Raw genomic sequence first — 25,266 nt, 5'->3', positions numbered from 1 at the left:
AACTTTCTTGACTTTCGCCTGTTTTACTGTTTAACCCTAAATCGTATATTTGATATACTCATGAAATTTAAAATCACTTCAGAATATAAACCTACCGGAGACCAGCCCAATGCAATACAACAGCTGGTAGATGGTGTAAACGCTAATGAACATTATCAAACCTTACTGGGCGTAACCGGGTCAGGAAAAACATTTACGATAGCCAATGTAATTGAACAGACCCAAAAGCCCACTTTAATTTTAAGTCACAATAAAACCCTGGCTGCTCAGCTTTATGGTGAGTTTAAAAACTTCTTTCCAGAAAATTCGGTAAATTACTTTGTTTCCTACTATGATTATTATCAGCCGGAAGCCTTTATTGCTTCGAGCAATACCTATATCGAAAAAGACCTGAGTATAAACGAGGAAATAGAAAAACTTCGGTTGCGTACCACTTCAGCTTTAATGAGTGGCAGACGGGATGTTATTGTTGTATCATCCATATCCTGCATTTATGGTATGGGTAATCCTGAAGATTTTTCCCGGATGGTTTTTCGCTTTGGTGTAGGGCTGCGGATTTCGAGAAATGCATTTTTGCATAGTTTGGTAGAAATTTTATATTCCAGAACCACAACAGATTTTAAACGGGGAACATTTAGGGTAAAAGGCGATACTGTTGATGTTTTTCCTGCCTATCTGGATCATGCCTACCGCATCTCTTTTTTTGGGGATGATATTGAGGAACTTACAGCCATTGATCCTGTTTCGGGCAAAACCCTCGAAAAACTGGAAGATATGGCCATTTATCCAGCTAACCTTTTTGTAACGCCAAAAGACAGGTTCAATCAATCCATTTGGGGGATACAGGAAGAACTGGAAATCCGTAAAAACCAGTTAATTGCCGATCGGCATCTACTGGAAGCCAAAAGACTGGAAGAGCGGACCAATTTCGATATTGAAATGATGAAAGAATTGGGTTATTGTTCGGGTATTGAAAATTATTCCCGTTTCTTTGATGGGAGACAGCCCGGGATGCGGCCTTTCTGTTTGCTGGATTATTTTCCTGATGATTATTTAATGGTCATTGACGAAAGCCACGTAACCGTTCCGCAGATCAGGGCCATGTACGGAGGAGACCGGTCAAGAAAATTATCTTTGGTTGAATATGGATTCCGTTTACCGGCCGCACTGGATAATAGGCCCTTAAACTTTAACGAGTTCGAAGCCCTTGCGCCACAAACCATTTATGTAAGTGCTACTCCGGCAGAATATGAACTGGAGAAATCAGAAGGGGTGGTCGTAGAACAGGTAATCAGGCCAACCGGGTTGTTGGATCCTGTTATAGAGATCAGGCCTGCCATTAACCAGGTTGACGATCTTTTGGATGAAATAGATATTACGATAAAAGACGGCGGACGGGTATTGGTCACTACGTTAACTAAACGTATGGCTGAAGAGTTGACCAAATATCTCGATCGCTTAAACATCAAAACCAGGTATATCCATTCCGAAATTAAAACTTTAGAAAGGGTAGAAATTCTGCGCGGTTTACGCCTGGGCGAATTTGATGTTTTGGTAGGAATTAACCTTTTACGGGAAGGTTTGGATTTGCCGGAAGTTACACTGGTAGCGATTTTAGATGCAGATAAAGAAGGTTTCTTGCGGTCTGAAAAATCGCTCATCCAAACCATCGGCCGTGCTGCACGTAATGATCGTGGCCGGGTAATTATGTATGCGGATGGCATTACAGAAAGTATGGAAAAAACCATCTCCGAAACCAACAGGCGCAGGGATATACAGATTGCCTATAACCTTGAAAATGGAATTGTACCCAAAACTGTCGGCAAATCGAGAGAAGCAATTTTAGAACAGACCTCAGTACTCGATTTCTCGCAAAAAGCAAGTGATAATAAAGCAAAAGCCTATGTGGAAAATGCTGAAATCAGTATTGCCGCCGATCCAATTGTACAGTATATGGGTAAGGCAGAACTGCAGAGGGCAATTGATAACACCCGTAAGGATATGCAGAAAGCCGCAAAGGATATGGACTTTTTACAGGCTGCAAAGCTCCGTGATGAAATGTTTGCGCTGGAGAAAATGTTTAACGAAAAATTCGCCAAATAAAGATTTGGTTTGATAGCATGATTTTAGCTGGAGCTATTTTCGATAAAAGGGCCTTAAAATTATCAAATGAAAGTTCTAAAACTACTTGCGCTGATGGTACTTGTCGCCTTGCGACTAAAAAGCCATGCCCAAAATGCTCCGGCAATTTCCCTTCCACTTGGAGGCAATGCCTACAGTTCTTTACATCAAGATGCTGAAAGAACATTATCCAACGGGGGAATTACCAACTGGTCTGACCCAAAGGAACATTTTACGGCTTACCTCCGGGTTTCAAAGCCTGGTACGCTGGTTATTTCGTTTGGCAATAAACCTGTTGTAGAAGGGCTGTCAACCTTAGAATTCTCCATTAATAATCAACCCAAAAAGATTAGTTTAGAGGAACTCAAGCCCTTTGAGCGTAACATTGGCGAATGGAACATTCAGGATACAGGTTACGTGGCGATAACCATCAAAGGAATAAGCAAAAGCGCGGGCAAATTCCCTTCCATTCAAAACCTTAACATCGGTGGTACTGCTATTGAAGGCCAGACCGCTTACGTTAAAAACAATGAAGGCAATTTTTTTTATTGGGGCAGACGCGGACCCTCGGTTCACCTAAATTATCAACAGCCTGAAAATGTAAATGCTGCGTGGTATTACAACGAAGTAACGGTGCCAAAGGGTGAAGATAACACGGGATCTTATTTTATGGCGACTGGCTTTGGCGAAGGTTACTTCGGTATGCAGGTAAATAGCCCGACAGAGCGACATATCTTATTTTCAGTATGGAGTCCTTTCAATACTGACGACCCTAAAAGTATTCCGGAATCGCAAAAGATAAAAATGCTCAGGAAAGGCGAAGGTGTGCACACAGGAGAATTTGGTAATGAAGGATCAGGAGGGCAGAGTTACCTGAACTATATGTGGAAAGCAGGAAATGCGTATAAGTTCTTATTGCATGGACTACCCGGAAAAGATAGCTCCACTACTTATACCGCTTATTTCTTTGGTCCAGAAACCAACAAATGGCAATTGATCGCCAGTTTTACAAGGCCGCAAACTAAAACCTATTTAAAACGCTTCCATTCCTTTTTAGAGAACTTTTCACCAGATCAAGGAAATCTGTCGCGAAAAGTGTTGTTCGATAACCAATGGATTTGTGACGATAAGGGTACATGGACCGAACTAAAATCTGCACGTTTTACCACTGATGATACAGGAGCAAGAGGATACCGGATGGATTATCAGGGAGGGACTGAAAAAGGAATGTTTTATCTAAAAAACGGTGGTTTCTTTAATGATTATACCAAACCCGGAAAAATCCTTAACAGAGCTTCCGCCGGGAGAAAACCGGAAATAGATTTCAGTAAACTACCATAACACTCGAAATTATTATGGAAATTTGAGTGGTTAATTATTTACAGTACACATGGACGGTCAAAATAGAAAAGATATTTATCCGGGCTTATCAGTCGGAATCATATTGAAAAAAGATCAGCGATCTGGAAACATCACCTATGGCGTGGTGAAAGACCTGCTTACTTCATCCGCATATCATTCCAGAGGGATAAAAGTGAGGCTTGAAGATGGCCAGGTTGGACGCGTAGCTGAAATTATTGAAGATTAAGAATCGTAATGATTAAAACCTTTATAGTCTTATTTGCGTACTGTATTTGTAATTGGATTGCAATTAAAAGCTTAAGAAGTAACAAAATAAATGTTACGACGTCTATATTTGTAACAATAGTAATTTAAAGCATGGGATTAATAAAATTCATTTTTATTACAATATTGGTACTTTGGCTAATCAGAATGTTGATCAGGCTGATTTTACCTATGCTGTTTAATAACCTGGCCAGCAAAATGCAGAGTCAGGCTACGGGGCAGCAACAACAGCGGCGATCGAAACCTGAAGGTTCTATTTCAATAGATTACATGCCGCCAAAACCCGATCAAAGTAAAACAGATAAACTCGGCGACTTTGTAGATTACGAAGAAGTGAAATAAAATTAAACCCTGAACCTGATTCAGGGTTTTTTATTAAGGTAGGGCTGCTGTCAGTTCTTCCTGCGTCATCGTCACCCTGATCCGATAGCCACCGGATTTATTTCAGGGTCTTATTGAAAATGTAAAATGCAGGCTACTATAATTGAATTTTACTTCTAATTTGTCTCGTTGAACTTAGCATGTACTGAGCTTGGCGAAATATCTAAATGCATTTAAATATTTTAAAAAGGTCCTTGGGCTACGCTATCAATGACAGATATTTTATGGGATTGATAACAAGCAAGAGATACTCTTTCAAATTGCAAATCGCTCATCAGTCCTCCAATGTATTTGAAAAATGCTAACTTCTACCATTTACAGATTTTAAAAAAATGAGTCGTCATTGCGAGGAGGAACGACGAAGCAATCTTTCTAGTTAATGGTCCTTGCTATAAAGATTGCTTCGTCGGCTGAAAAAGCCTTCTCGCAATGACGATCTTTTGGAAGGGATCATTTCTATTGATGCTACTGGCAACCATATTGATTTATACAAAATAAATTATCCCCTAGGATAGTTTTTGTAATTATTGTATAGCCTCTATGTTAGGTTTTCGGCGGGCTAAAATTTAATTTTTTAAAATATCTTCAACAGCTCCTTGGATGTTCGGGTATTTAAATTCAAATCCACTGTTTAAAAGTAACGTTGGTTTAACCCACCTGCTTTTTAAAATCAGTTCCGTTTCCGTTCCAATAATTTTTGCACCAATGGCCAATAGCCAGGCCGGAGCAGGCAATCCAAAACTGCGACCAAAGGCCTTTCTGATGCTGCGCATGAAAACATGGTTTTCAATCGCCTCTGGCGCTGTGCAGTTTACAGTTCCTTCCATTTCCGGATGATTGAGCAACCATTCGATACTTCTGGCGGCGTCCTTTTCGTGGATCCAGCTCATGTATTGTTGCCCCTTGCCCTGTTTACCACCCATACCCAGTTTCACCAGATTAAGTAATCGTGGAAATGCTCCATCTTTCAGACCTAAAACAATGCCCATTCTAAGGGCTATTTTTCGGGTATTGGGTGTGTGGGTTTCAAAAAAGCAAGTTTCCCAGGTTTTGCATACCTCAACAGAGAACCCTTTACCAATTTCGCCAGTAAATTCATCCTGTGTGTGGTCTTCTGCATGGCGATAAATAGTGGCAGAAGTGATATTGATCCAGCATTTTGGTGGATTTTTCATTTTTTCAACCACTTTTCCTAATAATTGAGTGGGGATCAATCTGGAATCAAAAATTTCCTTTTTGTTTTTTTCAGTATACCTGCAGTTTACATTTTTGCCGCAAAGGTTAACCAGGAGATCTGCTCCAGATAAACCAAGGGTCCAATTATCAATGGTTTTACCATCCCAAACCAATGTTTTAATATTGCCTTTTTTAGCATGTGGCTTTCTGGCCAAAACAATCACTTCATCTGCCCTGCTGCTAAAATATGTTGAAAGTATGCCACCCAGATAGCCGTTTCCGCCGGCAAGTACAATTTTTCCGTATTTCATGATCGTTATAAAATAAAGATTAAACCCAAAACAATTAGGCGGTAGAGTGCCCAGGTCACGCTCATCAACCAGCCCAGCTTTAATACCTTACTCCTGCGGATATGTTCCAAAAACATCAGTCCCGCAACCATTAAAAAGCATAATAAAAAAAATAATGACTCAAAGTCGATGTATCTTGCCAGCACTATAACAGGCAAGAGTAAAAGCGAACCTGCAAAGGAAATGGTCATCATGTTCCCTAAATAATCCCAGAGTTTTTCTTTTTTATAAAAACTAATGATCGCACCCTGAAAAAACAACTGGCCGCCACAGATTAAATATTCACGGTATTTGCCGCCTAGTGGTACAAAACCGGTAAGCAGGTGCGCATAATTAGTTAATATATAGGCCGTGATAATCCAGGTGAAAGTCAGGAAGGCAATGCGGTAATGGCGTTTAAAAGAGGGTTGTAAACTATTCTTCTTAACTGCAACTGGGATGATCACTTTGCGGTTGTAAGAAATGAATGCATAAAGTTTTTGCATCAAATAAATAAAGGGACTAAACAAAAATAAAGGCTTAAAAAAGGGCATGGCGTGTGCAATAATTTTGAACAAACTCTTGATGCCATAAGTAACTTCGCCGGTTTCGGTATTCACCAGGGCAATTTCATTGGCCGCCCTTTGGTGAGTTACCAGTGGACAAATGTTTGATGGCATTTTCTGGTAAGCCTCCCTGCCTTTTTGTGACAACATTCCTGTTTTGACAAAAGCTTTGGTATAGGCATAACACATCGGACACTCATTGTCAAATAAAATCACGTGGTTTTTAAGCGTTCTCATTTTATTTAATTTTTAGTATTTTCAGTAAAAAATGAAAGTTTTCGTTAAAAAATAAAGCCAAACAATTGGTTAGGCCTTTTGGATGAGGTTTAGGGTGTATGGTTTAGGGTTTAACATTTAACTTATAAAGTAAATCTATTTTGATACTTGCTACTTTTATCTTACTGCTAGTTACTCAAATCCTACACCTCCCCCTTCCCAATTTATTTAAATACCTTCAATATTGAGCCCCAAAACCAGTTTTCTTCAGCTTTAAGCATCGTTTCTAAAGTTTTATCAACGTTTACCGCAAGTTTGTTAATATCGTTTACTGATTTTTTAAACGTTTTATATTCCGGATCTTTTTCGTCGCCCACTACACTTGATAGCTCATTTAAAACTTTTAATACAGGCTCTAATTCTCTTTTTTTGCGTTCTTTAGCTACCTGACGTGCAATATTCCAAACATCCTTATCGGCAAAAAAGTATTCCTTACGTTCGCCCGCTTTATGCTGCTTTTCAATCAGGCCCCATCCAATTAGATCGCGGAGGGTCATATTGGCATTTCCCCTTGAAATGCTAAGTGCATCCATAATTTCTTCTGTGGTCAATGCTTCAGGAGAAATTAATAATAAGGCATGTACCTGGGCCATGGTGCGGTTAATTCCCCATTCTGAGCCTAGTTTGCCCCAGGCTTCTATAAATTTTAATTTCGCTGCTGCCAATTCCATAATCAAATATAAATATTATTTTTAAACTTTCAAAAATTATTGAAACTTTATTTATTTCGTAAGTTTGCTTTCATGTTGAATTTCATCTAATACCATCTGCCAGTCGGTCTCATTCTTATTTACGCTTTTCAATAGATCGGCCTGTTTTCTATCGAAATACACAGATTTTTTTAAAACAGGTAAAGCCAGATCCGGTTTAAACATGGTTCCTGCAGCAAATCCAGGCTCATTGTTTTTGGCCCGTTCCCGGTCGAATTTAACGGTTGTGTTTACATATTCTTCATGTTGCTTTTCAAAATTGATATACGGAATCAACCATTCTACTGATTTTTTGATTGAAGATCCTCTTGGCGACTGATAAGTGTAAAAGTTAGGTCCCTTTGCCCTATCAATCATAATGGCCAGCTTTAACATCGGTTCCAGGTCATAAATATGGTAATGCATGGCATCACGCTCTTTAAAATCTAAACTTGTGCCATCAGGATTTAAATTGATATTAATGTGGCTTTTTAAATTATCGATGGTCCATTTAATAAAATCCTGATTGTTTAAAGTGTAACCGATTTCACCAACTTCTTTTAAACGGTGCGCGTTCCAGTTATTAATGGCAGTAGCTCTTCCAGCTTTCATTCGCTTGCTGTTTATTTCTGCCCATGCCGTTTCAGTTAACCATTGTTCAACCTGTTTTTTATCTGCGCTGGATAGGTCATTTTTAATCAGGTCGTAAGCTTCAATCGCTTTATCCAAATTGGTATCATCAATAGGATCGCCATTTGGCTTGTTGATTTTGGCCCATGCACCAAGAAATTCTGCACATTTGTTTAAATATTTTCGGTCATCAGTAAGGCGGTATTGTAGGGCCAGTATAAACATTTTGTTCATGTCTTCCAGTGCCAGCCTGGTCCTCTCTTTTTGAGGATTCCCTTTTAATAATCCTTCCGTTCGGATGGTATCAATTGGGTTGGGTGTTTCATTTAGATCGTTTAACGCCGCCTTTTCAAAGCTCTGGTATAGTTTTTTGGTTTGCCCATCATTTTTGATCTGCGTTTTTAGCTTATTTATTTCATCGTTATTTAAACTTATAATCTGGGCAAACGAAGAAAAAGATAGGGTAGCAAGCGCTATCGTCACAACAAACTTTCTCATAATAAACAGGTTAAATTTTTCATTCTTTATAACAAAACTAATTTTTTATTCAGCATGCATTTCATTTATTGCTTTTTTATACCGCCCAATTTTTTATTTTTGACGTTCGTTTAAACTTAAACAAACCTTAATGAATAACTGGTTTAATAAAAATGGCATTCACTTGGCCATTATTGCATTTTTTGTAGTCATTACTTTTGCCTACTTCAGTCCTGTTTTGGTAGGTAAAGCCCCAGCGCAAAGCGATGTGATCCAATCGCAGGCGATGCAAAAGGAAATTATGGACTTTAAAGAAAAAGATGGGAAAGCACCACTCTGGACCAACCAGATGTTTGGTGGTATGCCTGCTTATCAAATTTGGGTGCCATATGCCTATAACGGGGCTACTTACGGAATTGCGCTAATCACAAAAGCCTTACCTAACCCAACAGGTACAGTTCTGCTGCTACTATTGGGTGCATATTTTCTATTTGTTGTATTAAAGGTTAATCCATGGCTGGCTGCCGCAGGTGCAATTGCCTTTACATTTACCATGTACAACTTTGTTTTAATTGCCAGCGGACATAGCAGTAAGGCATTGGCTATTGGTTTCTTCGCGCCGATAATAGCGAGTATCCTGCTCACCTTAAGGGGTAAATATTGGTATGGAGCGAGTTTAACGGCATTATTTTTAGCTCTTGAGATCAGGACCAATCACGTTCAGATGACATACTATCTGATGCTGGCTATTTTTATATTCGTCATTGTAGAATTTTACCAGGCATTTAACAACAAAACCATACCAACCCTGTTAAAATCGTTCGGTTTTCTTGCTTTTTCGGTCGCTATTGCAATTATGATTAACGCAAGTTTATTGTGGTCTACAGCAGAATACGCAAAAGAAACCAACCGTGGTAAATCTAATTTAACGGCTACCGAAACTGCTGAAAAAGGTTCGGGCATGTCAAAAGAATATGCCTATCAATGGAGCCAGGGTGTTGGCGAAAGCTTTACCTTTTTGATTCCTGATTTATATGGAGGTGCATCAGGCGTAGATAAATTGGTGAATCCTGAAGGTAATATGTATAAGGCTGTAGCCGAAGTTACAGGGGGCGACCCTGCCCAAACCACACAAGCTATGCAACAGCTGGGCGGACAATTAAATATGCAACAGTATTGGGGAGAGAAACCATTTACACAAGGTGGTTACTATTTCGGTGCAATTATATGCTTTTTATTTGTTTTTGGATTGTTTATCGTTCGCAGCCGTTTAAAATGGTGGATATTGGCCACTACCGTTTTATTTATGTTGCTTTCTTTTGGCCGTCACTTCCCGCTGGTAAGCGATCTGTTTTTCGATTATTTCCCACTTTACAATAAGTTTAGAGCGGTTGAGTCTATTTTGGCCGTAGTGGGTTTAATGGTTCCAATGCTGGCTATCTTAGCCATCAAGGAAATTCAGGATGGAAATATTGAGCAAAAAATATTAATCAAAAAGTTAACCTGGTCTGCTGCTATTACCGGTGGCTTTGCGCTAATTGTAGCCATTGTCCCTACGCTTTTTTTCAGTTTTAAAGCATCAAACCATATGCAGATTGTGCAGGCTTTAACGCAGACTTTACAAAATAATGCCAGCATTGCTCAAAAAATCGCCAATGGATTGGTTGAAGATCGAATTGCGATAGGTCGTGCGGATGCTTTGCGTTCATTCTTTTTTGTACTAATAGGTTTCGGAATCGTTTGGGCTTTTATTACCAAAAAATTAAACACGCAACTGGCTTCAGGATTGTTAGTGCTGGCTGTTCTGGTTGATATGTGGCAGGTAGACCGAAGGTATTTGAATAACCAAAACTTTGAATACAAAAAAACGGCTTCTGATTTCTTTAAGCCAAGAGACGTTGATAATTTTATTATGGCTGATAAAGACCCGGATTTTAGGGTGTACGATGCATCTATAAATACTTTTAGCGATGCGAGTACCTCTAACTTTCATAAAACAGTTGGTGGTTATCACGCTGCTAAACTGAAACGTTTTGATGAACTTATTCAACATCAGTTTTCAAAAAGTGTTAACCAAGACGTTCTTGATATGTTAAATACCAAGTACATCATTACACAGGATCAGCAAAACGGATCATATAAAATGCAGCGTAACCCAACAGCTGCGGGAAATGCCTGGTTTGTACAAAGTGTACAGTTTGCTAAAAATGCCGATGAAGAAATGAAGGCAATCAGCAGTTTTGATGCTAAAAAAGAGGCTATCGTTGACGAAAGTTATAAAAAACTGATTGATACTAAACGTTTAGGGACTGGTCAGGAAGGTTTTATCAAATTAACCAACTATAATCCTGATCATTTAACTTATGAATACTCAACGGCGAAAGATGCAATTGCAGTGTTTTCGGAGATTTATTACGATAAGGGCTGGAAAATGTATGTTGATGGAGTGGAGAAGCCATATTTCAGGGCCGATTACGTTTTACGTGCGGCACAATTAGAGGCTGGTAACCACAAGCTTGAATTTATTTTCCATCCAACATCTTATTATACCGGAGAGAAAATCTCTTTGGCAGGATCAATCTTGTTATTGGCCGGATTAGGTTTTGGATTTTATTCGGAAGAAAAGAAGAAAAAGAAAGTAGTTAAAGCTTAAATTCTTTTTAGATAATTTATAACCCCGTGGGATTTGATCTTACGGGGTTTTTTGTTTTGGCAAATTTTTCCAATGATTTCAAGCCAGGGAAATAAGGAATCGCGAATATCTTCTCGGTTTATCATCCTGAGGGATAATTTATGGTGTAAAAATCAATATAAACGGCCTAACTGATTTTTGATGTCAAACAGCACAGTCTAGCTTCGGCTACCGATGAAATCGTTACAGGTATGCCACCTGCAAAAGGCAGGGCTATTGAGCTGGAACAGCATTTCATCTTCAGGATTGCAGAAGCATAAACCTTTGTGTCTAAACCCGATAGAGCGGAATAGCCCGGAGCGCAGCGAGGACTATAAGCGATAGCGGGACTGTGATTGCCAAGGAAGACAAACCGCTCATTTTCAAAATCTAAGCTGCGATAACCTTTATTTTGACCTACAAACTGCTTATTTATAATAACCCTATTTCGATTATTTTCTGATTAAATGGAAAAACCGAAAGCGGCTGACCAATTAACAGCCATTACTCACTTTAACAATCCTTGTGCAATAGAATAATAATTTAACAGTGTCGTAACATTTGTTTGATATCCAGCGTCTTATCTTTGTAATGAAAATCAGGTAATATGTTAGAGTCATTCTTTGCCGTATGCTTATTAATTGTTGTGATTTATTTCTTCAGCCCTTTTGAGGTAAAACTCGATGAGGAAGAAGAGTGGTAACACGTTTGATTTAACTCTAAACTGCTTAAACCGGGCGGTATTAATATCCTTTCCCCTGAACTTTCCTTTTTATGGATAAAAGAAATCTCGATGTAGTCGTAATCTCTGATGTACACCTGGGTACTTATGGCTGCCATGCTAAAGAACTTTTAAAGTATCTTAAAAGCATAAAACCCAAAACATTAATCTTGAATGGCGATATCATTGATATCTGGCAGTTTAGCAAAAGTTACTGGCCTGAATCGCATATGAAGGTGATCCGCAAACTGATGAAATTTGTTTCAGAAGGGGTGCAGGTTCACTACCTTACCGGAAACCACGACGAGATGCTCCGTAAATTCGACGGTATGGAAATGGGGACATTTCATTTACAGAATAAGTTGATTTTGGAACTGGATGGAAAAAAAGCATGGTTTTTCCATGGTGATGTTTTTGATGTGACCATGCAGCATTCTAAATGGCTGGCTAAATTGGGTGCGGTTGGTTATGATACGCTCATCCTGATCAATAGTTTTGTAAACTGGGTATTAACCGCTTTTGGAAAGGAGAAAATGAGCTTTTCAAAAAAAATCAAAGCCAAGTTCAAAGATGCCGTTAAGTTTATCAACAGTTTTGAACAAACTGCCGCAGAACTGGCCATTGAAAAGGGTTATGAGTATGTAGTGTGTGGCCATATTCACCAGGCCGAGCAACGCGAAATCGTAACTGCAGACGGAAAAGTAACGTACCTGAACAGCGGTGATTGGGTAGAAAGTTTAACGGCATTGGAATACCAGGATAAAACCTGGACGGTGTTTAAGTATGAACACCAACATTTTACAAAAGATCAGCTGGATGAAGGAATGCTTTCGGATGCAGAAGATTTAAAGAGCAAACTGGACATCAATATTCTTTTGCAGAATATAAAATATGAAATTGCCCAATAATTTTAGATATTCGGGCATAAATGAAGATACTTTACGCAATACAGGGAACAGGTAACGGTCATATCAGCAGAGCAAGGGAGATTATTCCTTTACTTCAAAAATATGGCGAACTGGATATTTTGGTAAGCGGTACGCAGGCCGATGTAAAATTGAGTCAGCCCGTAAAATACCAGTTACATGGTTTCAGTTTTATCTTTGGCAAAAAAGGTGGCGTAGACCATTATAAAACATGGTTGAATATGAATCTTTTCCGCTTTAGGAAAGACATGAAGCAACTGCCCCTTAAAGACTACAATTTAATTGTAAACGATTTTGAGCCTGTAAGTGCATGGGCCTGTAAACTGCAGGGAATAGAATCTGTATCATTAAGTCATCAGGCTGCCTTTAAATCAAAAAAAGTACCCCGTCCCAGAACTTTGGATTGGGGAAAACTTATTCTGAGCCGTTATGCGCCCACCAAATATCACATTGGTTTCCATTTTGACCGTTATGATAGCTTTATCCATACCCCGGTAATCAGGGCAGAAATCCGGAACCTGAAAAATGAAAATTTAGGGCATTACACGGTCTATCTTCCGGCCATCGACGATAAACGCCTGGTAAAGCTTTTTACACAACTCCCTGAAATTACCTGGCAGGTTTTTTCCAAACACAGCAAGGTTGCTTATCAGGAAGGAAACGTTTTGGTAGAGCCCGTTAATAACGAAAAGTTTAATAAAAGCCTGGCTACCTGCGAAGGTTTATTTACCGGCGGTGGTTTTGAAGGTCCCGCCGAGGCACTTTATTTAAAGAAAAAACTGTTGGTTGCTCCCATGCGTTTCCAGTTTGAGCAGCAGTGTAATGCTTATGCTTTAAAACAGTTTGGCCTGCCTGTAATTTGGGGAAGTACCCGTAACTGGCTGCCAATTGTTAAAAACTGGGTGGAAAACCCTCAAAAACATGAGTTCGATTTTCCGGATGAAACCGCCAAGATTATTGATGATATGGTGAAGAAATACGCGAGGGTTTAGTTGGTAGTTTAGAGCCTGTAGTCCTGAGTCGACAGCCCAAAGTGAAGCACTATCGGTTTGTCATTTTAAGGAACAGTTATATTTGGCAATAATCGAACAGGTTATAAAATCAGTAGGATTGATAGATAAATTTCATAGGGTGATATCCTGAAGAAAATCGTCATTCCCAACTTGATTGGGAATCTTAAAGCGATGGAGATTAAGATTAGCTTCGCTAAACACTATCGTTGTTCCCCCCGGCGCGGGCATGAGGTTCGTTCTATTGAAACTGTCAAGGGTAGCGTAACCCGAAGGATCTCCGTGTTAATGTACCAATCAGTTGTCATTCTGAACGTAGTGAAGAACCTTTTAGCTAAATCAAACATTTTTAACCATGAAAGATACATCAGAGAATATAAGCTTAAACGGTTTTTGCAATGTGCCCGGTAATGGCAGGACTACCGGAACCAAAAAGAACAGAAATCTGCTTTTCAAAAACAAAAGAATTCTTTTTTATCCTTTTTGCTTTTTACCGGTCAATCGGCCTTCGACTCCGTTCAGACTGACAATTCTATAATTATCAGACTATAAATTATCCCTTAGTACTTTCCTCTTGAAGCTTTTGCCTTTTACCTTTCCGCTTTAGCCTATCTGCTTTCATCTTTGTTCCCTACTCTAAAATTATTTTCTTTACTTTGTCTACTCTTTAAAAAGCATGATTAATCAGTTTAGAAAACTAAATCCAGTTAACCTCGTATTCTTGCTGGCGTACACGTTCTTTTTACGTATTGCCATTTTTCGGGAAACGCATGATCAGCTGAACTTTGATTTTTTAGAACCTTTTGCGCGTTTACTGATCAATATTGATTTAGATCATGCCTTTACCCCATACACCAATATTTTTATTGCGGCACTCTTGGTTTATGTACAGGCTTTAATTTTCAACCGGGTGGTAAACAACCATAATTTATTGGCGAAACCCAGTTTCCTGCCAGGACTGATGTTTATTACCGGAACAAGCCTGTTTATGCCTTTTATGATCCTTAGTCCGGCGTTGTTATGCAACTTTTTATTGATATGGATCATCGATAAGTTTTTAAAACTAGGCAAAAGTGCGAATTCCATTACCACTATTTTTGATATCGGGATGATTATTGGGGTTGGCACGTTAATCTACTTTCCCTTTATGGCCATGTTGATCATGATCTTTTTAGCACTGTTGCTTTTTAGATCGTTTAACTGGCGCGAGTGGGTGGCAGGTTTAATCGGTTTTATCACGGTTTTCTTTTTTTTGGCGGTATTTTATTACTGGAATGACAATTTAAGTTCATTTTATCAGATTTGGAGGCCACTCGCTAATAAGTTCCCTTCTGTGTTTAAAATCAATTATAATGATTATCTGGTGCTCATCCCGGTAACGGTAATCATGATATTGGCATCGCTACAGCTCCGAGAAAATTTCTTCAGGAGTTTTATCAGTACAAGAAAAAGTTTTCAGCTGTTGTTTTTCATGTTTATAATTGCTGCCGCCAGTTTTTATCTCAAACCAGATTTCAGGACCTGGCATTTTTTGCTATGTGTGCCTCCGGGATCAGTGCTGCTGGCCTACTATTTCAGCAATGCCAAAAAACGTTGGTTTTATGAAACTTTGTTCGTTTTATTTGTGCTTTCTATACAGTATTTTCTTTTTGTTTAACCTTTTTTAACAAATAACTAGAACGAAACTTAACAAAGATTAATAGCTTTGTGGATGATTAGCGTTAAAGCTTTTTAGTTTTAATTAAGATGGATAAAAAATGGGCTCATTGGAATTGCAAAGAACATATTATTTGCAGCAGGAGATTTTAAATGCGTAGTTTAAGCATTGATATCGGAAATTTTGCAGTTAAGATTGGTGTTTTCGCAAATAAAGAAATTGTTCACCATCAGCGTTTCAATAAAATTGGAATATTGGATCTGGCTCAATTGATCGAGAAGTTTTCGCCAATTAAATCTATCATCAGTAGTGTTAACCAGGAAATCGGGCCGTTAGAGGTATTTTTAAAGAAGCATACCAAATATATCCGTTTTTCAACCTTATTAACAAATGGCGTACAAAACAGATATAAAACGCCAGCTACCCTGGGTTTAGATAGGTGGGCTGCTATATTGGGCGCAAATGGTTTATATTCAACAAATGCAAGTTTAGTGGTTGATGCAGGAACCTGTATTACTTACGATATTTTGAGTAGCTCGAAGGAGTATTTTGGAGGAAGTATAAGCCCGGGCATTAAAATGCGTTTTAAGTCAGTAAACGAATTTACAGGTCGCTTACCGTTGGTAGACTGGGACGGAAGTGAGGATATACCGGAAGGGACAGACACCTTATCGGCTATTAAAAACGGTGTTTTACAAGGTATAATAAATGAAATTGAAGGCTTTATTGCCCTAAATAATAAAAAAGAAAGTGCTCTGAAGGTAATTATAACAGGAGGAGATGCTAATTTTTTGTATAAACAATTACAAAACAGCATCTTTGCGCCTCAAATTATAAAAGATCCTTACTTAGTATTAAAAGGATTAAATGAAGCTATTGCAGATTAAAATGTACAAAAGAATAAATTATATTGCAACCATACTCCTTCTGGTTTGTGGTTTAAATGCTCAGGCACAAGTTACCACTTCATCACCATATTCAAGATATGGACTTGGGAATATAAAAGGATCGTTATTGCCCCAGTTTAGGGCAATGGGCGGAATTTCCACTGCGGTAAGCAAAGTTACCGGCTTTAATAACATCAATATGCAGAATCCGGCATCATATGCGGGTATTTCGTTAACTACTATTGATATTGGTATGAGTGCAAGTGTGACTAACCTTACGCGGAACAACTTAAGCGAATCAAGTTTTAACTCTACTTTCAGTCATCTGGCTTTTGCATCTCCTGTTACCAGAAGATCGGCATTGAGCTTTGGCATTTTGCCCTATTCGGATCTGGGGTATAATTACAGGAATACGGTGAAAGTTGATACTACCACCTTGAATCAGCTCTATGAGGGTGAAGGTGGTTTATCAAAAGCTTATTTGGGTTATGGTTATCGTTTTGGCGACCATTTAAGGATTGGTGGTAATCTCGAATACATTTTTGGAAATCTTCAAACCACCCGGGCTACAGAATTTAGTAGTGTAGGTTCTTATAATGCAAAATTGCAGACCAAAAACAGTGTTGCCGGATTAAGCTATTCTTACGGCATCCAATACGATTTTACATTAGGCAAGAAAACCATTGTTACCCTGGGTTACTCCGGAAGTACTTCAGGAAGAGTGAACTCAACATTAACTTCTTATGCTACACTCTACACCAGAGATCAGGATGGAAATGAAAGTACTGCAGCAGATACCCTGAATACGGTGAACAATGGAAAATCTAATCTTACTCTACCCTTAACACATAATTTTGGGATCGCTATCCAGCAAAATGATAACTGGTTAATCGGTGCTGATTTCAGAATGGGCAAATGGTCTAAAACCACTATCAACGATGTAAATCAAGGGTTGCAGGATAGCTGGGGAGCATCGTTAGGTGGCCAATGGACACCGGATGCATTTTCTTATAACAGTTATATGAAACGGATCGATTACCGAATTGGTTTTAATTACGATAAAACCTATATCAAAATCGGTAACCAGGATATTAAACAAATGGGCGCATCTTTAGGTTTTGGCTTCCCATTGCCTACCGCTAATGGTGGTACCGCGTTTTATAAAATTAATTTTACAACAGAATTTGGGCAAAGGGGAACATTAAACAATAACCTGGTTAAAGAGCAGTATATTAATTTTCATTTAGGTTTTACTTTGAACGATACCTGGTTCCGTAAGTACCGTGTAGATTAATGAAATCAAAAGCATTTTTATATGGTCTGTTTTTGATGTTGCCTTTTTTTCTGGCTTCCTGTGGAGACGACGATCTAAAAAAAGCAGATGCTGTTTCGATCAACAAAACCATCCTCTCCCGAGACCGGACTTTAGGTGTAGATATTATTTACAGCGATTCGGCCAGGATCAAAGCAAAAGGTGTTGCCCCGATACTCGACAAAGTAACGCCGGCTAACGGGAGTTCTTATCAGGAGATGATTAAAGGGGTAAACATCGATTTTTATAATCCCAATGGCACTATTGATGGAAACCTGGTATGCGATTATGCCATTAGGAGAGATAATGAGCTCAAAACGGAATTCCGGAAAAATGTAGTAGTGAAGAGCAGTAAAGGTGATACCTTTTCCTCACAGGAACTCATCTGGGATGAATCGAAGAAAATTTTTTATTCTAATCAGCGTGTGTATGTAAAGGGGATTGACGGAAGCGTGGGAGAAGGGATAAACTTCAAAGCGCCACAGGATTTTAGTACGTATGAAATGGATAGTGGAAATGGCGAATTGAATATGAAAGAAGGCGTTGCGCCTTAATTAATCCAACATGTGAGATGTAAGATGGGTGAGGTAATCGGAAACCTTCCAAATATCTATAGATTCAAAGCCAAATTTCTTTCCTTCCACCCACCATTTTTACATCTTCCAACCTCCATTCATACCTCTTCCATCCCCTTAATAATTAGGTGCTTGATAAATAAAATTTTGTATTTTCTTTTTTAAGGCAATTTTGTATCTTGCGCCCTCTTAAAAAAGAACTAAATAAATTATAAATACAATATGGGATTAATGACATTTTTGCGCAACCGTGCAGGCTATATTCTGGTCTTTGCAATCGGTTTTGCAATTGTTGCATTTTTAGTAGGTGATGCAATTAACGTGGGTAAGCCTTTTTGGTCTGCAAATCAAAAGGTTGTAGGGACTATAGATGGTAACGACATCAACATTGATGAGTTCGGACCAAGGGTTGATCAGGGTGTAAACCAGATGAAACAACAATATGGTGGCAGTGCCAATGCACAGATGACGGCTATGGCTGTTGACCAGGCGTGGAATGCAGAGTTAGCAAAAGTTTTGTTAACCAAAGAGTATGATCGTTTAGGTTTAACCATATCAGAAGACGAAATGTTAGATTTGTTACAAGGTCAAAACCCGAGCCCGTTGATCAAGCAATATTTTTCTAATCCGCAAACCGGACAGTTAGACCGTGCTACCCTGATGAACTTTTTGAAATCAAAAGATCCTCAGGCTTTGCAACAATCTAATATGTTACAGGAGGAGATTAAAAACCAGGCCTTACAAACCAAATATTCTAACCTAATCCGTAATTCGGTTTATGTAACTTCATTAGAAGCTACAGATGAATATAATAACCGTAACAAACTGGCTAATTTTAAATATGTGAGTTTAGATTATGCTTCAGTTCCTGATAAATCGGTTAAATTAACGGATGCTGATTATTCGGAATATTATGATCAGAACAAAGCTCGCTTTAATAATCCACAAGAAACACGTGCTTTTGAATATGTTACTTTCAGTATCAGCCCTAATAAAGCAGATTCACTGGCCATCAAAGCTCAGGTAGATAAAATAGCTGCTGATTTCCAGGTGGCTAAAAACGATTCACTTTTCGCAGCAATCAATTCAGACGTGAAAGTTCCTTTCAGTTATATCTCTAAAGGTAAATTGGATCCGGCTGTTGACTCGGCAGTATTTGCTTTACCTGCAGGTAGTTTCTATGGGCCCAAATTAAGTGGCAACTCATACAAAATTGTAAAAGTAGTGGCTACCCGTATGTCTCCTGATTCTGTAAAAGCAAGCCATATCTTAATCGATCCGGCTAAAGTTGGCGGAGAAGATAAGGCAATTAAATTAGCTGATTCATTAAAAGGATTAATTTTAAAAGGGGGCAATTTTGCCGAACTGGCTAAAAACTATAGTGTAGATGGTTCGAAAGATAAAGGTGGCGAGTTGGGTACTTTTGCGCGTGGTGCAATGGTTCCTGAATTTGAAAATGCTGCCTTTGATGGTAAAACCGGAGATATTAAGGTAGTAAAATCTCAATTTGGCGTTCACGTAATCAAAATTGAAAAACAGATCGGTTCGTCTAAAGTAGCTAAATTAGCTTATGTAGAAAAAGCATTGGCAGCAAGTAGCAAAACACAGGCCGCTGCCTATAAAGCAGCGAGCAATTTCCTAACGGATGTAAAAGGCAACGATTTCAGTAAATTCGCGGCCCAAAAAGGCTTAAAAGTAGGTGTAGCAGATAAGGTTGTTGCCACACAGGGATTTGCTGCAGGTTTAGATAATCCACGCAAACTGATCCAGGACGCTTACGCAGCAGATAAAGGTGATGTTTTACCTGAAATTTATACCATGAGCAATGCTTACGTGGTAGCACGTTTAACCAACATTAGTCCGAAAGGCATTTTGCCATTAGCCGATGTAAAAAAAGAAATCGAACCGATGGTACTTAATGCGGTTAAAGCAAAACAATTAAAGGAAAAGTTAGCCAATGCAGGTAAAGGAAGTATCGATCAGGTTGCGGCTAAAGTTGCCCGTCCGGTTAATCCAGTGCAGAATGTGGTATTTGCCAATCCGGTAATTCCAGGCGTTGCACAGGAAAATGCCCTGGTAGGTAGTGTATTTGGTTCGCAGCCGGGTAAATTGTCTGCTCCTGTTCAGGGTGAGCGTGGTGTATATGTATTTACTGTTGATGGATTTACAAATCCTGCACCAATAGCAAACATGTTTAAGCAAAAAGAAAGCATGTTATTAAGTATAGGTCAGCGTTCATTAGGAGCAGCTTTCCAGGCTTTGCAGGATAATGCCAAGATAAAAGACAATCGTGTGAAATTCTATTAATTAGAAAATACGTAATTTTGTAACCGTTCCGATGATCAATCGGGACGGTTTTTTTATTTAAGGTCATGGAAATTCAGGAAAACATCATCAATAAAGTAGCCAATAGTGGTTTAATTACCCTAAACCTTGAGGATTTTTATCATAAAGGCGAAAGGGTGGTATATGATATTGTAGATAATCTCTTTCACGGTTTAATACTAAGGGAAAAAGATTTCCGGGCGTTTATAAAGGATCATGATTGGGCACAGTATCAGGATAAGAATGTAGCCATCACTTGCTCTGCGGATGCCATTGTACCCACCTGGGCTTATATGTTGCTGGCCAATAAACTAAAGCCCTATGCAAACGAAGTGGTTTTTGGCGATTTAAATACTTTGGAAGCTGTTCTATTTACCAAAGCCTTGGCTAAAATCAATCCCCAGGATTACGCAAATGAACGTGTGGTGGTAAAAGGATGTGGCGATGTTGAAGTGCCGGTTGCTGCCTATGTAGAAGTTACTAATCTGCTTACTCCCGTAGTAAAAAGTATTATGTTTGGTGAGCCTTGCTCTACGGTGCCTGTTTATAAAAGAAAAGATTAAATTTTAAGCCCCTAGCTTCAAGCGATCGTCATGCTGATCTGATAGCTATCGGATTTATTTCAGCATCTTTTATTCAAAATAGACCCTGAAATGAATTCAGGGTGACGACTCTAAGCTTAAATATCAGAAGTGTGTTTCAAACGGGATATTATTAATCGATCTCTTTGTAAGCATGAATATGAGAAAGATTAAATTTTGGTTGGCTTTTTGTATATCTTCATAGAGGGAAAATTTAACCATATGATTAAAAAAAGGTTTTTTCCTCGTAACACACACAAATGAGTACAAAAGCAATGAAAAAATTATTGATAACGGTTACAGCTGGTCTGTGTAGTTTACTATCGGTGGCTCAGCAACTCCCTTTGAAAAAAGAGCCTGTATTTCAGGAAGGTGAAGTATTACAATATAAACTAAGGTACGGTTTTATTACCGCGGCAGAAGCTACGATTAAAGTGACCAATTCTGATTTAAAGTTTGATAATAAACCGACCTATAAACTTACGGTTGATGCGCAGACTTCGGGAACATTTGATATTTTTTATAAAATCAGGGATCATTACGATTCTTACATTGATAAAACTGATCTTTTACCCTATTTCTATCAGGAGAATATCCGTGAGGCCAGTTATAAACGACAGGATAAGGCTCGTTTTAATCAGGATGGAAAGAAGGTTGTTTCGAATAGAGGTACCTTTACCACACCAACCAACCAGACCTTTGACCTGGTTTCGGCGTATTATTTCGCCCGGAGCCTGGATATGAGCAAAATAAAAGTCGGGGATAAGTTTAAGCTGAACTATTTCCTGGGCGATGAGATTTCAGCACTTGAGGTTGAATATATCGGTAAGGAAACAGTAAAGAGTAAATTAGGCAATATCCGCTGTTTGAAATTTAGCCCTTCTATTAAACCTGGGCGTATCTTTAAAAAAGACAGCCGGTTATACCTTTGGGTAACCGATGATGGGAACCGGGTGCCGGTGAAGGCCCAGGTTGAGATATTGGTAGGTGCCGTAACCATGGAATTAAAATCGGCCGATGGGCTGAAATATGCTTTAGCAAAAGAATAATGATGATAGAAGTTGAACAGGTGCTGGTGCACGAAGATGTATTAAAGGAAAATTTTGTTTGTAATTTAAGCAAATGTAAGGGAATCTGCTGTGTAGAAGGCGATTCAGGTGCCCCATTGGATCATGACGAAAAAGCGGTTCTGGAAGAGATTTATCCGAAAATAAAACACCTGTTAAACGAAAAGGGCATTAAAGCAATTGAGGAACAAGGGGTCTACGTGGTGGACGAAGATGGTGATTTAACTACGCCTTGTGTAGATAAAAATAAAGAATGCGCTTATGTGCTGTTCGAAGGTGGCATTACCAAATGTGCGATTGAAAAAGCTTATGAGCAGGGCATTGTAGATTGGCAGAAGCCGATTTCCTGCCACTTATACCCTATTCGGATCACTAAGTATCCGGAATTTGAGGTGCTGAATTACGACCGCTGGCATATCTGCCATGATGCCTGTACTTTTGGCCGCGAGCTTAAAGTGCCGGTATATAGTTTCCTGAAAGGACCATTGATCCGTAGGTATGGTGAGGAGTGGTATAAAGAATTGGAAAGTTCGGTAGCGGCGATGTAATTTGTATGTGGCTGTGCTATGGAATTCTTGATCTATAAATGAGTCAAGCTTATCTATTACACCTATAATATCATCTATAGATTTTGATCTTGCCGGCGAACAAATGAGTCAAGTTATGCCATCCGATTTTGATTAGTTTACTGCTTGTGTTAGACTCAAGTTGTTTTTTGCCTGAATCTAACTTATTTTAGCCGACTGAAATTCATTTTATAACTGTGAAAAAAATCTTAATCACTGGTGGCGCGGGCTTTATCGGCTCCCATGTAGTTCGCCGTTTTGTCAATAACTATCCTCAATATGAGATTGTAAATTTAGATAAATTGACCTACGCAGGCAATTTAGCTAACTTAACTGATATTGAAAATAAGCCAAATTACAGATTTGTAAAACAAGATATTACCGATGCTACGGCCATGTTTGAGCTGTTTAAAGCAGAAAATTTCGACGCAGTAATTCACTTAGCAGCAGAAAGCCACGTAGACCGTTCTATTGCTGATCCAACTGCTTTTGTAATGACGAATGTAATCGGTACGGTAAACTTATTAAGTGCCGCCCGCGAATTTTGGAAAGGTGATTACGACAAAAAACGTTTTTATCATGTAAGTACCGATGAGGTTTATGGTGAATTAGGCGAAGAAGGCATGTTTACTGAAACGACAGCTTATGATCCACATAGCCCATATTCAGCTTCAAAGGCAAGTTCTGATCATTTTGTGCGTGCTTATCACGATACGTATGGTATGGATTGTGTCATCTCTAATTGCTCAAACAATTATGGTTCACATCATTTTCCTGAGAAACTGATTCCTTTAGCCATTAATAATATCAAAAACAACAAACCTGTACCCGTTTATGGTAAAGGAGAAAATGTACGCGATTGGTTATGGGTTGAAGACCATGCCCGAGCAATTGACGTGATTTTCCATAATGCTAAAACCGGTGATACCTATAATATTGGTGGCCATAATGAGTGGAAAAATATCGATCTGATTAATTTGCTTTGCACCATTATGGATCAAAAACTGGGTCGTGAAACAGGAGAGTCAGCTAAATTGATTACTTATGTAACCGACCGTGCCGGCCACGATTTGCGTTATGCTATTGATTCTACTAAACTGCAAAAAGAATTAGACTGGGTACCAAGTTTACAATTTGAAGAAGGTTTGGCTAAAACGGTTGATTGGTACCTACAAAATGAAGATTGGTTGAATAATGTTACTTCAGGCAACTATCAATCTTATTACGAGCAACAGTACAGCAACAAATAATGGAAATTACCGAAACAGGAATAAAAGACTGTCTGATTTTAAAACCCAGGGTTTTTGATGATGCACGTGGTTATTTTTTCGAAAGTTTCAACCAGCAGACTTTCGAAGATAAAACCGGCCTTTCAGGGGCCTTCGTACAGGATAACCAATCCTATTCCTCCTATGGCGTCATCCGTGGTTTACATGCGCAAACCGGTGCTTTTGCACAGGCGAAACTGGTGCGGGTAACTAAGGGAGAAGTGCTGGATGTTGCGGTAGATGTACGTCCGGGTTCTCCAACTTACGGACAACATGTTTCGGTACGTTTAAGTGCCGAAAATAAATTGCAGTTGTATATCCCACGTGGATTTGTACACGGTTTTTCGGTATTGAGCGAAACGGTAGAGTTTCTCTACAAATGTGATAATTTTTATAACAAAGCTTCGGAAACAGGGGTGATCTATAATGATACTGACCTGAATATTGACTGGCTAATTCCAGCCGGAATGGAATCCATCTCCGAAAAAGATATGCTTTTAAAACCATTTGCAGAATTACGGCATATATGAGTAGAATATTAGTAATTGGTGCTGGTGGACAGTTAGGCCAGTGTTTAAAGACAGTTGCAGAACAAAGAGGAATCACCGAAATTTTTTTTCCGGCAGAGCAGGATGCCAATATTTTAAATGCAGAAGGTTTAAATAATCTTTTAGCCAGAGAAAAACCAGCATATGTCATCAATTGTGCAGCCTACACAGCTGTTGATAAAGCGGAAGACGAAGTTGATCTGGCCAAAGCCATTAATGAAACCGGAGCGGCTAATCTGGCCTCCGCTTGTTTAGCCAATAGTGCAGTACTGGTACATGTTTCTACCGATTTCGTTTTCGAAGGAAATGTGGTGAAACTGCTTAAAGAAGAGGATGAAGCTAAGCCAATCAATGTGTATGGCGTAACTAAATTAGACGGTGAGAAAGCGGTTACTTCAGTATTACCTGCTCATTTTATTATCCGTACCAGCTGGTTGTATTCCGAATATGCCAACAACTTTGTAAAAACGATGTTAAAGCTGGGTGCTGAGCGTGATGAATTAAATATCATCGCAGATCAGGTGGGTACACCTACTTACGCGATAGATTTAGCAAATGCGATTTTTGATATCATAACGTCTTCATCGACAGATTATGGTATATACCATTATAGCAATGAAGGGGTAACTTCTTGGTTCGACTTTGCAACTGCGATTTTCGATATCAGCAATACACAGGTAAAAGCAAATCCTATTCCAGGCTCAGCCTATCCCACTAAAGCTACGAGGCCGGCATTTTCAGTAATGGATAAAACCAAGATTAAAGAAACTTTTAATCTCGAAATTCCTTACTGGAGGGATAGTTTGGTGGAGTGTATAAAACAAATTAATAAATAGAACTAGTACTGATGTTGAGATAACGCCATTCTTCTTAAATCTAAT

The 25,266-nt window shown here is 38.9% G+C and carries 22 protein-coding genes; 18 read left to right on the top strand and 4 right to left on the bottom strand.

Annotated features, from left to right (window positions below; all coding sequences use genetic code 11):
- The first annotated feature begins 60 nt into the window (after positions 1 to 60).
- The 4 genes from uvrB to QZ738_RS02520 all read left to right on the top strand — a co-directional run bounded on the left by uvrB (position 61) and on the right by QZ738_RS02520 (position 4,089).
- A complete protein-coding gene (gene uvrB, locus QZ738_RS02535; RefSeq protein ID WP_293784082.1) occupies positions 61 to 2,103 on the top strand; it encodes an excinuclease ABC subunit UvrB in 2,043 nt (680 codons plus the stop codon).
- 66 nt (positions 2,104 to 2,169) lie between these two features.
- The gene (locus QZ738_RS02530; protein WP_293784079.1) at positions 2,170 to 3,462 is read left to right on the top strand and encodes a DUF3472 domain-containing protein; all 1,293 of its coding nucleotides are present in this window, start codon (positions 2,170 to 2,172) and stop codon (positions 3,460 to 3,462) included.
- A 49-nt stretch (positions 3,463 to 3,511) separates the two neighbouring features.
- Complete coding sequence (locus tag QZ738_RS02525) at positions 3,512 to 3,709, top strand: YwbE family protein (RefSeq protein WP_293784076.1); 198 nt, start codon at positions 3,512 to 3,514, stop codon at positions 3,707 to 3,709.
- A gap of 131 nt (positions 3,710 to 3,840) precedes the next feature.
- Positions 3,841 to 4,089 (top strand): DUF4834 family protein, encoded by a 249-nt coding sequence (locus tag QZ738_RS02520; protein ID WP_293784073.1) that lies wholly within the window; start codon positions 3,841 to 3,843, stop codon positions 4,087 to 4,089.
- A 605-nt stretch (positions 4,090 to 4,694) separates the two neighbouring features.
- Here the strand turns inward: QZ738_RS02520 and QZ738_RS02515 are convergent.
- The 4 genes from QZ738_RS02515 to QZ738_RS02500 all read right to left on the bottom strand — a co-directional run bounded on the left by QZ738_RS02515 (position 4,695) and on the right by QZ738_RS02500 (position 8,292).
- Complete coding sequence (locus QZ738_RS02515) at positions 4,695 to 5,615, bottom strand: TIGR01777 family oxidoreductase (RefSeq protein WP_293784070.1); 921 nt, start codon at positions 5,613 to 5,615, stop codon at positions 4,695 to 4,697.
- 5 nt (positions 5,616 to 5,620) lie between these two features.
- A complete protein-coding gene (locus QZ738_RS02510; protein ID WP_293784067.1) occupies positions 5,621 to 6,436 on the bottom strand; it encodes a DUF393 domain-containing protein in 816 nt (271 codons plus the stop codon).
- Positions 6,437 to 6,639: 203 nt separating this feature from the next.
- Positions 6,640 to 7,146, bottom strand: coding sequence for a MarR family transcriptional regulator (locus QZ738_RS02505; protein WP_293784064.1), 507 nt, complete (start codon positions 7,144 to 7,146; stop codon positions 6,640 to 6,642).
- Positions 7,147 to 7,197: 51 nt separating this feature from the next.
- Entirely contained in the window at positions 7,198 to 8,292 is a 1,095-nt protein-coding gene (locus QZ738_RS02500) for an alginate lyase family protein (protein WP_293784062.1), read from the bottom strand.
- A 130-nt stretch (positions 8,293 to 8,422) separates the two neighbouring features.
- On the opposite strand from QZ738_RS02500, the gene QZ738_RS02495 reads away from it, so the two are divergent.
- The 14 genes from QZ738_RS02495 to rfbD all read left to right on the top strand — a co-directional run bounded on the left by QZ738_RS02495 (position 8,423) and on the right by rfbD (position 25,221).
- On the top strand, positions 8,423 to 10,924 hold the full coding sequence (locus QZ738_RS02495; protein ID WP_293784060.1) for a YfhO family protein: 2,502 nt from the start codon (positions 8,423 to 8,425) through the stop codon (positions 10,922 to 10,924).
- A 792-nt stretch (positions 10,925 to 11,716) separates the two neighbouring features.
- Positions 11,717 to 12,571 carry a UDP-2,3-diacylglucosamine diphosphatase gene (locus QZ738_RS02490; RefSeq protein ID WP_293784057.1) on the top strand — a complete coding sequence of 285 codons (855 nt, stop codon included), beginning with the start codon at positions 11,717 to 11,719 and terminating at the stop codon, positions 12,569 to 12,571.
- A gap of 20 nt (positions 12,572 to 12,591) precedes the next feature.
- Entirely contained in the window at positions 12,592 to 13,581 is a 990-nt protein-coding gene (locus tag QZ738_RS02485; RefSeq protein WP_293784054.1) for a glycosyltransferase family protein, read from the top strand.
- Between the two features lie 694 nt (positions 13,582 to 14,275).
- Positions 14,276 to 15,256 (top strand): DUF6427 family protein, encoded by a 981-nt coding sequence (locus QZ738_RS02480; protein WP_293784051.1) that lies wholly within the window; start codon positions 14,276 to 14,278, stop codon positions 15,254 to 15,256.
- Between the two features lie 152 nt (positions 15,257 to 15,408).
- Positions 15,409 to 16,143 (top strand): type III pantothenate kinase, encoded by a 735-nt coding sequence (locus QZ738_RS02475; RefSeq protein WP_293784048.1) that lies wholly within the window; start codon positions 15,409 to 15,411, stop codon positions 16,141 to 16,143.
- A complete protein-coding gene (locus QZ738_RS02470; protein ID WP_293784045.1) occupies positions 16,124 to 17,437 on the top strand; it encodes a hypothetical protein in 1,314 nt (437 codons plus the stop codon). Before QZ738_RS02475 ends, QZ738_RS02470 begins: the two co-directional genes overlap by 20 nt.
- Positions 17,437 to 18,009 (top strand): hypothetical protein, encoded by a 573-nt coding sequence (locus QZ738_RS02465; protein WP_293784042.1) that lies wholly within the window; start codon positions 17,437 to 17,439, stop codon positions 18,007 to 18,009. Before QZ738_RS02470 ends, QZ738_RS02465 begins: the two co-directional genes overlap by 1 nt.
- A 243-nt stretch (positions 18,010 to 18,252) precedes the next feature.
- Positions 18,253 to 20,337, top strand: a complete 2,085-nt coding sequence (locus QZ738_RS02460) for a SurA N-terminal domain-containing protein (protein ID WP_293784039.1) — start codon at positions 18,253 to 18,255, stop codon at positions 20,335 to 20,337.
- Between the two features lie 65 nt (positions 20,338 to 20,402).
- Positions 20,403 to 20,918: a DUF2480 family protein gene (locus QZ738_RS02455; protein WP_293784036.1), complete on the top strand. Its 516-nt coding sequence runs from the start codon at positions 20,403 to 20,405 to the stop codon at positions 20,916 to 20,918.
- Between the two features lie 293 nt (positions 20,919 to 21,211).
- Positions 21,212 to 21,985 carry a DUF3108 domain-containing protein gene (locus QZ738_RS02450; RefSeq protein WP_293784338.1) on the top strand — a complete coding sequence of 258 codons (774 nt, stop codon included), beginning with the start codon at positions 21,212 to 21,214 and terminating at the stop codon, positions 21,983 to 21,985.
- Positions 21,986 to 21,987: 2 nt separating this feature from the next.
- Positions 21,988 to 22,551, top strand: coding sequence for a DUF3109 family protein (locus QZ738_RS02445; RefSeq protein ID WP_293784335.1), 564 nt, complete (start codon positions 21,988 to 21,990; stop codon positions 22,549 to 22,551).
- A 215-nt stretch (positions 22,552 to 22,766) separates the two neighbouring features.
- Positions 22,767 to 23,819 (top strand): dTDP-glucose 4,6-dehydratase, encoded by a 1,053-nt coding sequence (gene rfbB / locus QZ738_RS02440; RefSeq protein ID WP_293784033.1) that lies wholly within the window; start codon positions 22,767 to 22,769, stop codon positions 23,817 to 23,819.
- Complete coding sequence (gene rfbC / locus QZ738_RS02435; protein WP_293784029.1) at positions 23,819 to 24,367, top strand: dTDP-4-dehydrorhamnose 3,5-epimerase; 549 nt, start codon at positions 23,819 to 23,821, stop codon at positions 24,365 to 24,367. The genes rfbB and rfbC overlap by 1 nt, the downstream gene beginning before the upstream one ends.
- Complete coding sequence (gene rfbD / locus QZ738_RS02430; protein ID WP_293784026.1) at positions 24,364 to 25,221, top strand: dTDP-4-dehydrorhamnose reductase; 858 nt, start codon at positions 24,364 to 24,366, stop codon at positions 25,219 to 25,221. Before rfbC ends, rfbD begins: the two co-directional genes overlap by 4 nt.
- Positions 25,222 to 25,266: the final 45 nt, after the last annotated feature.

This window comes from uncultured Pedobacter sp. (genome assembly GCF_913776295.1).
Classification (GTDB): domain Bacteria; phylum Bacteroidota; class Bacteroidia; order Sphingobacteriales; family Sphingobacteriaceae; genus Pedobacter.
Note: the sequence above shows the minus strand (reverse complement) of the source record. Positions and strands in the feature narration are given on the sequence as shown.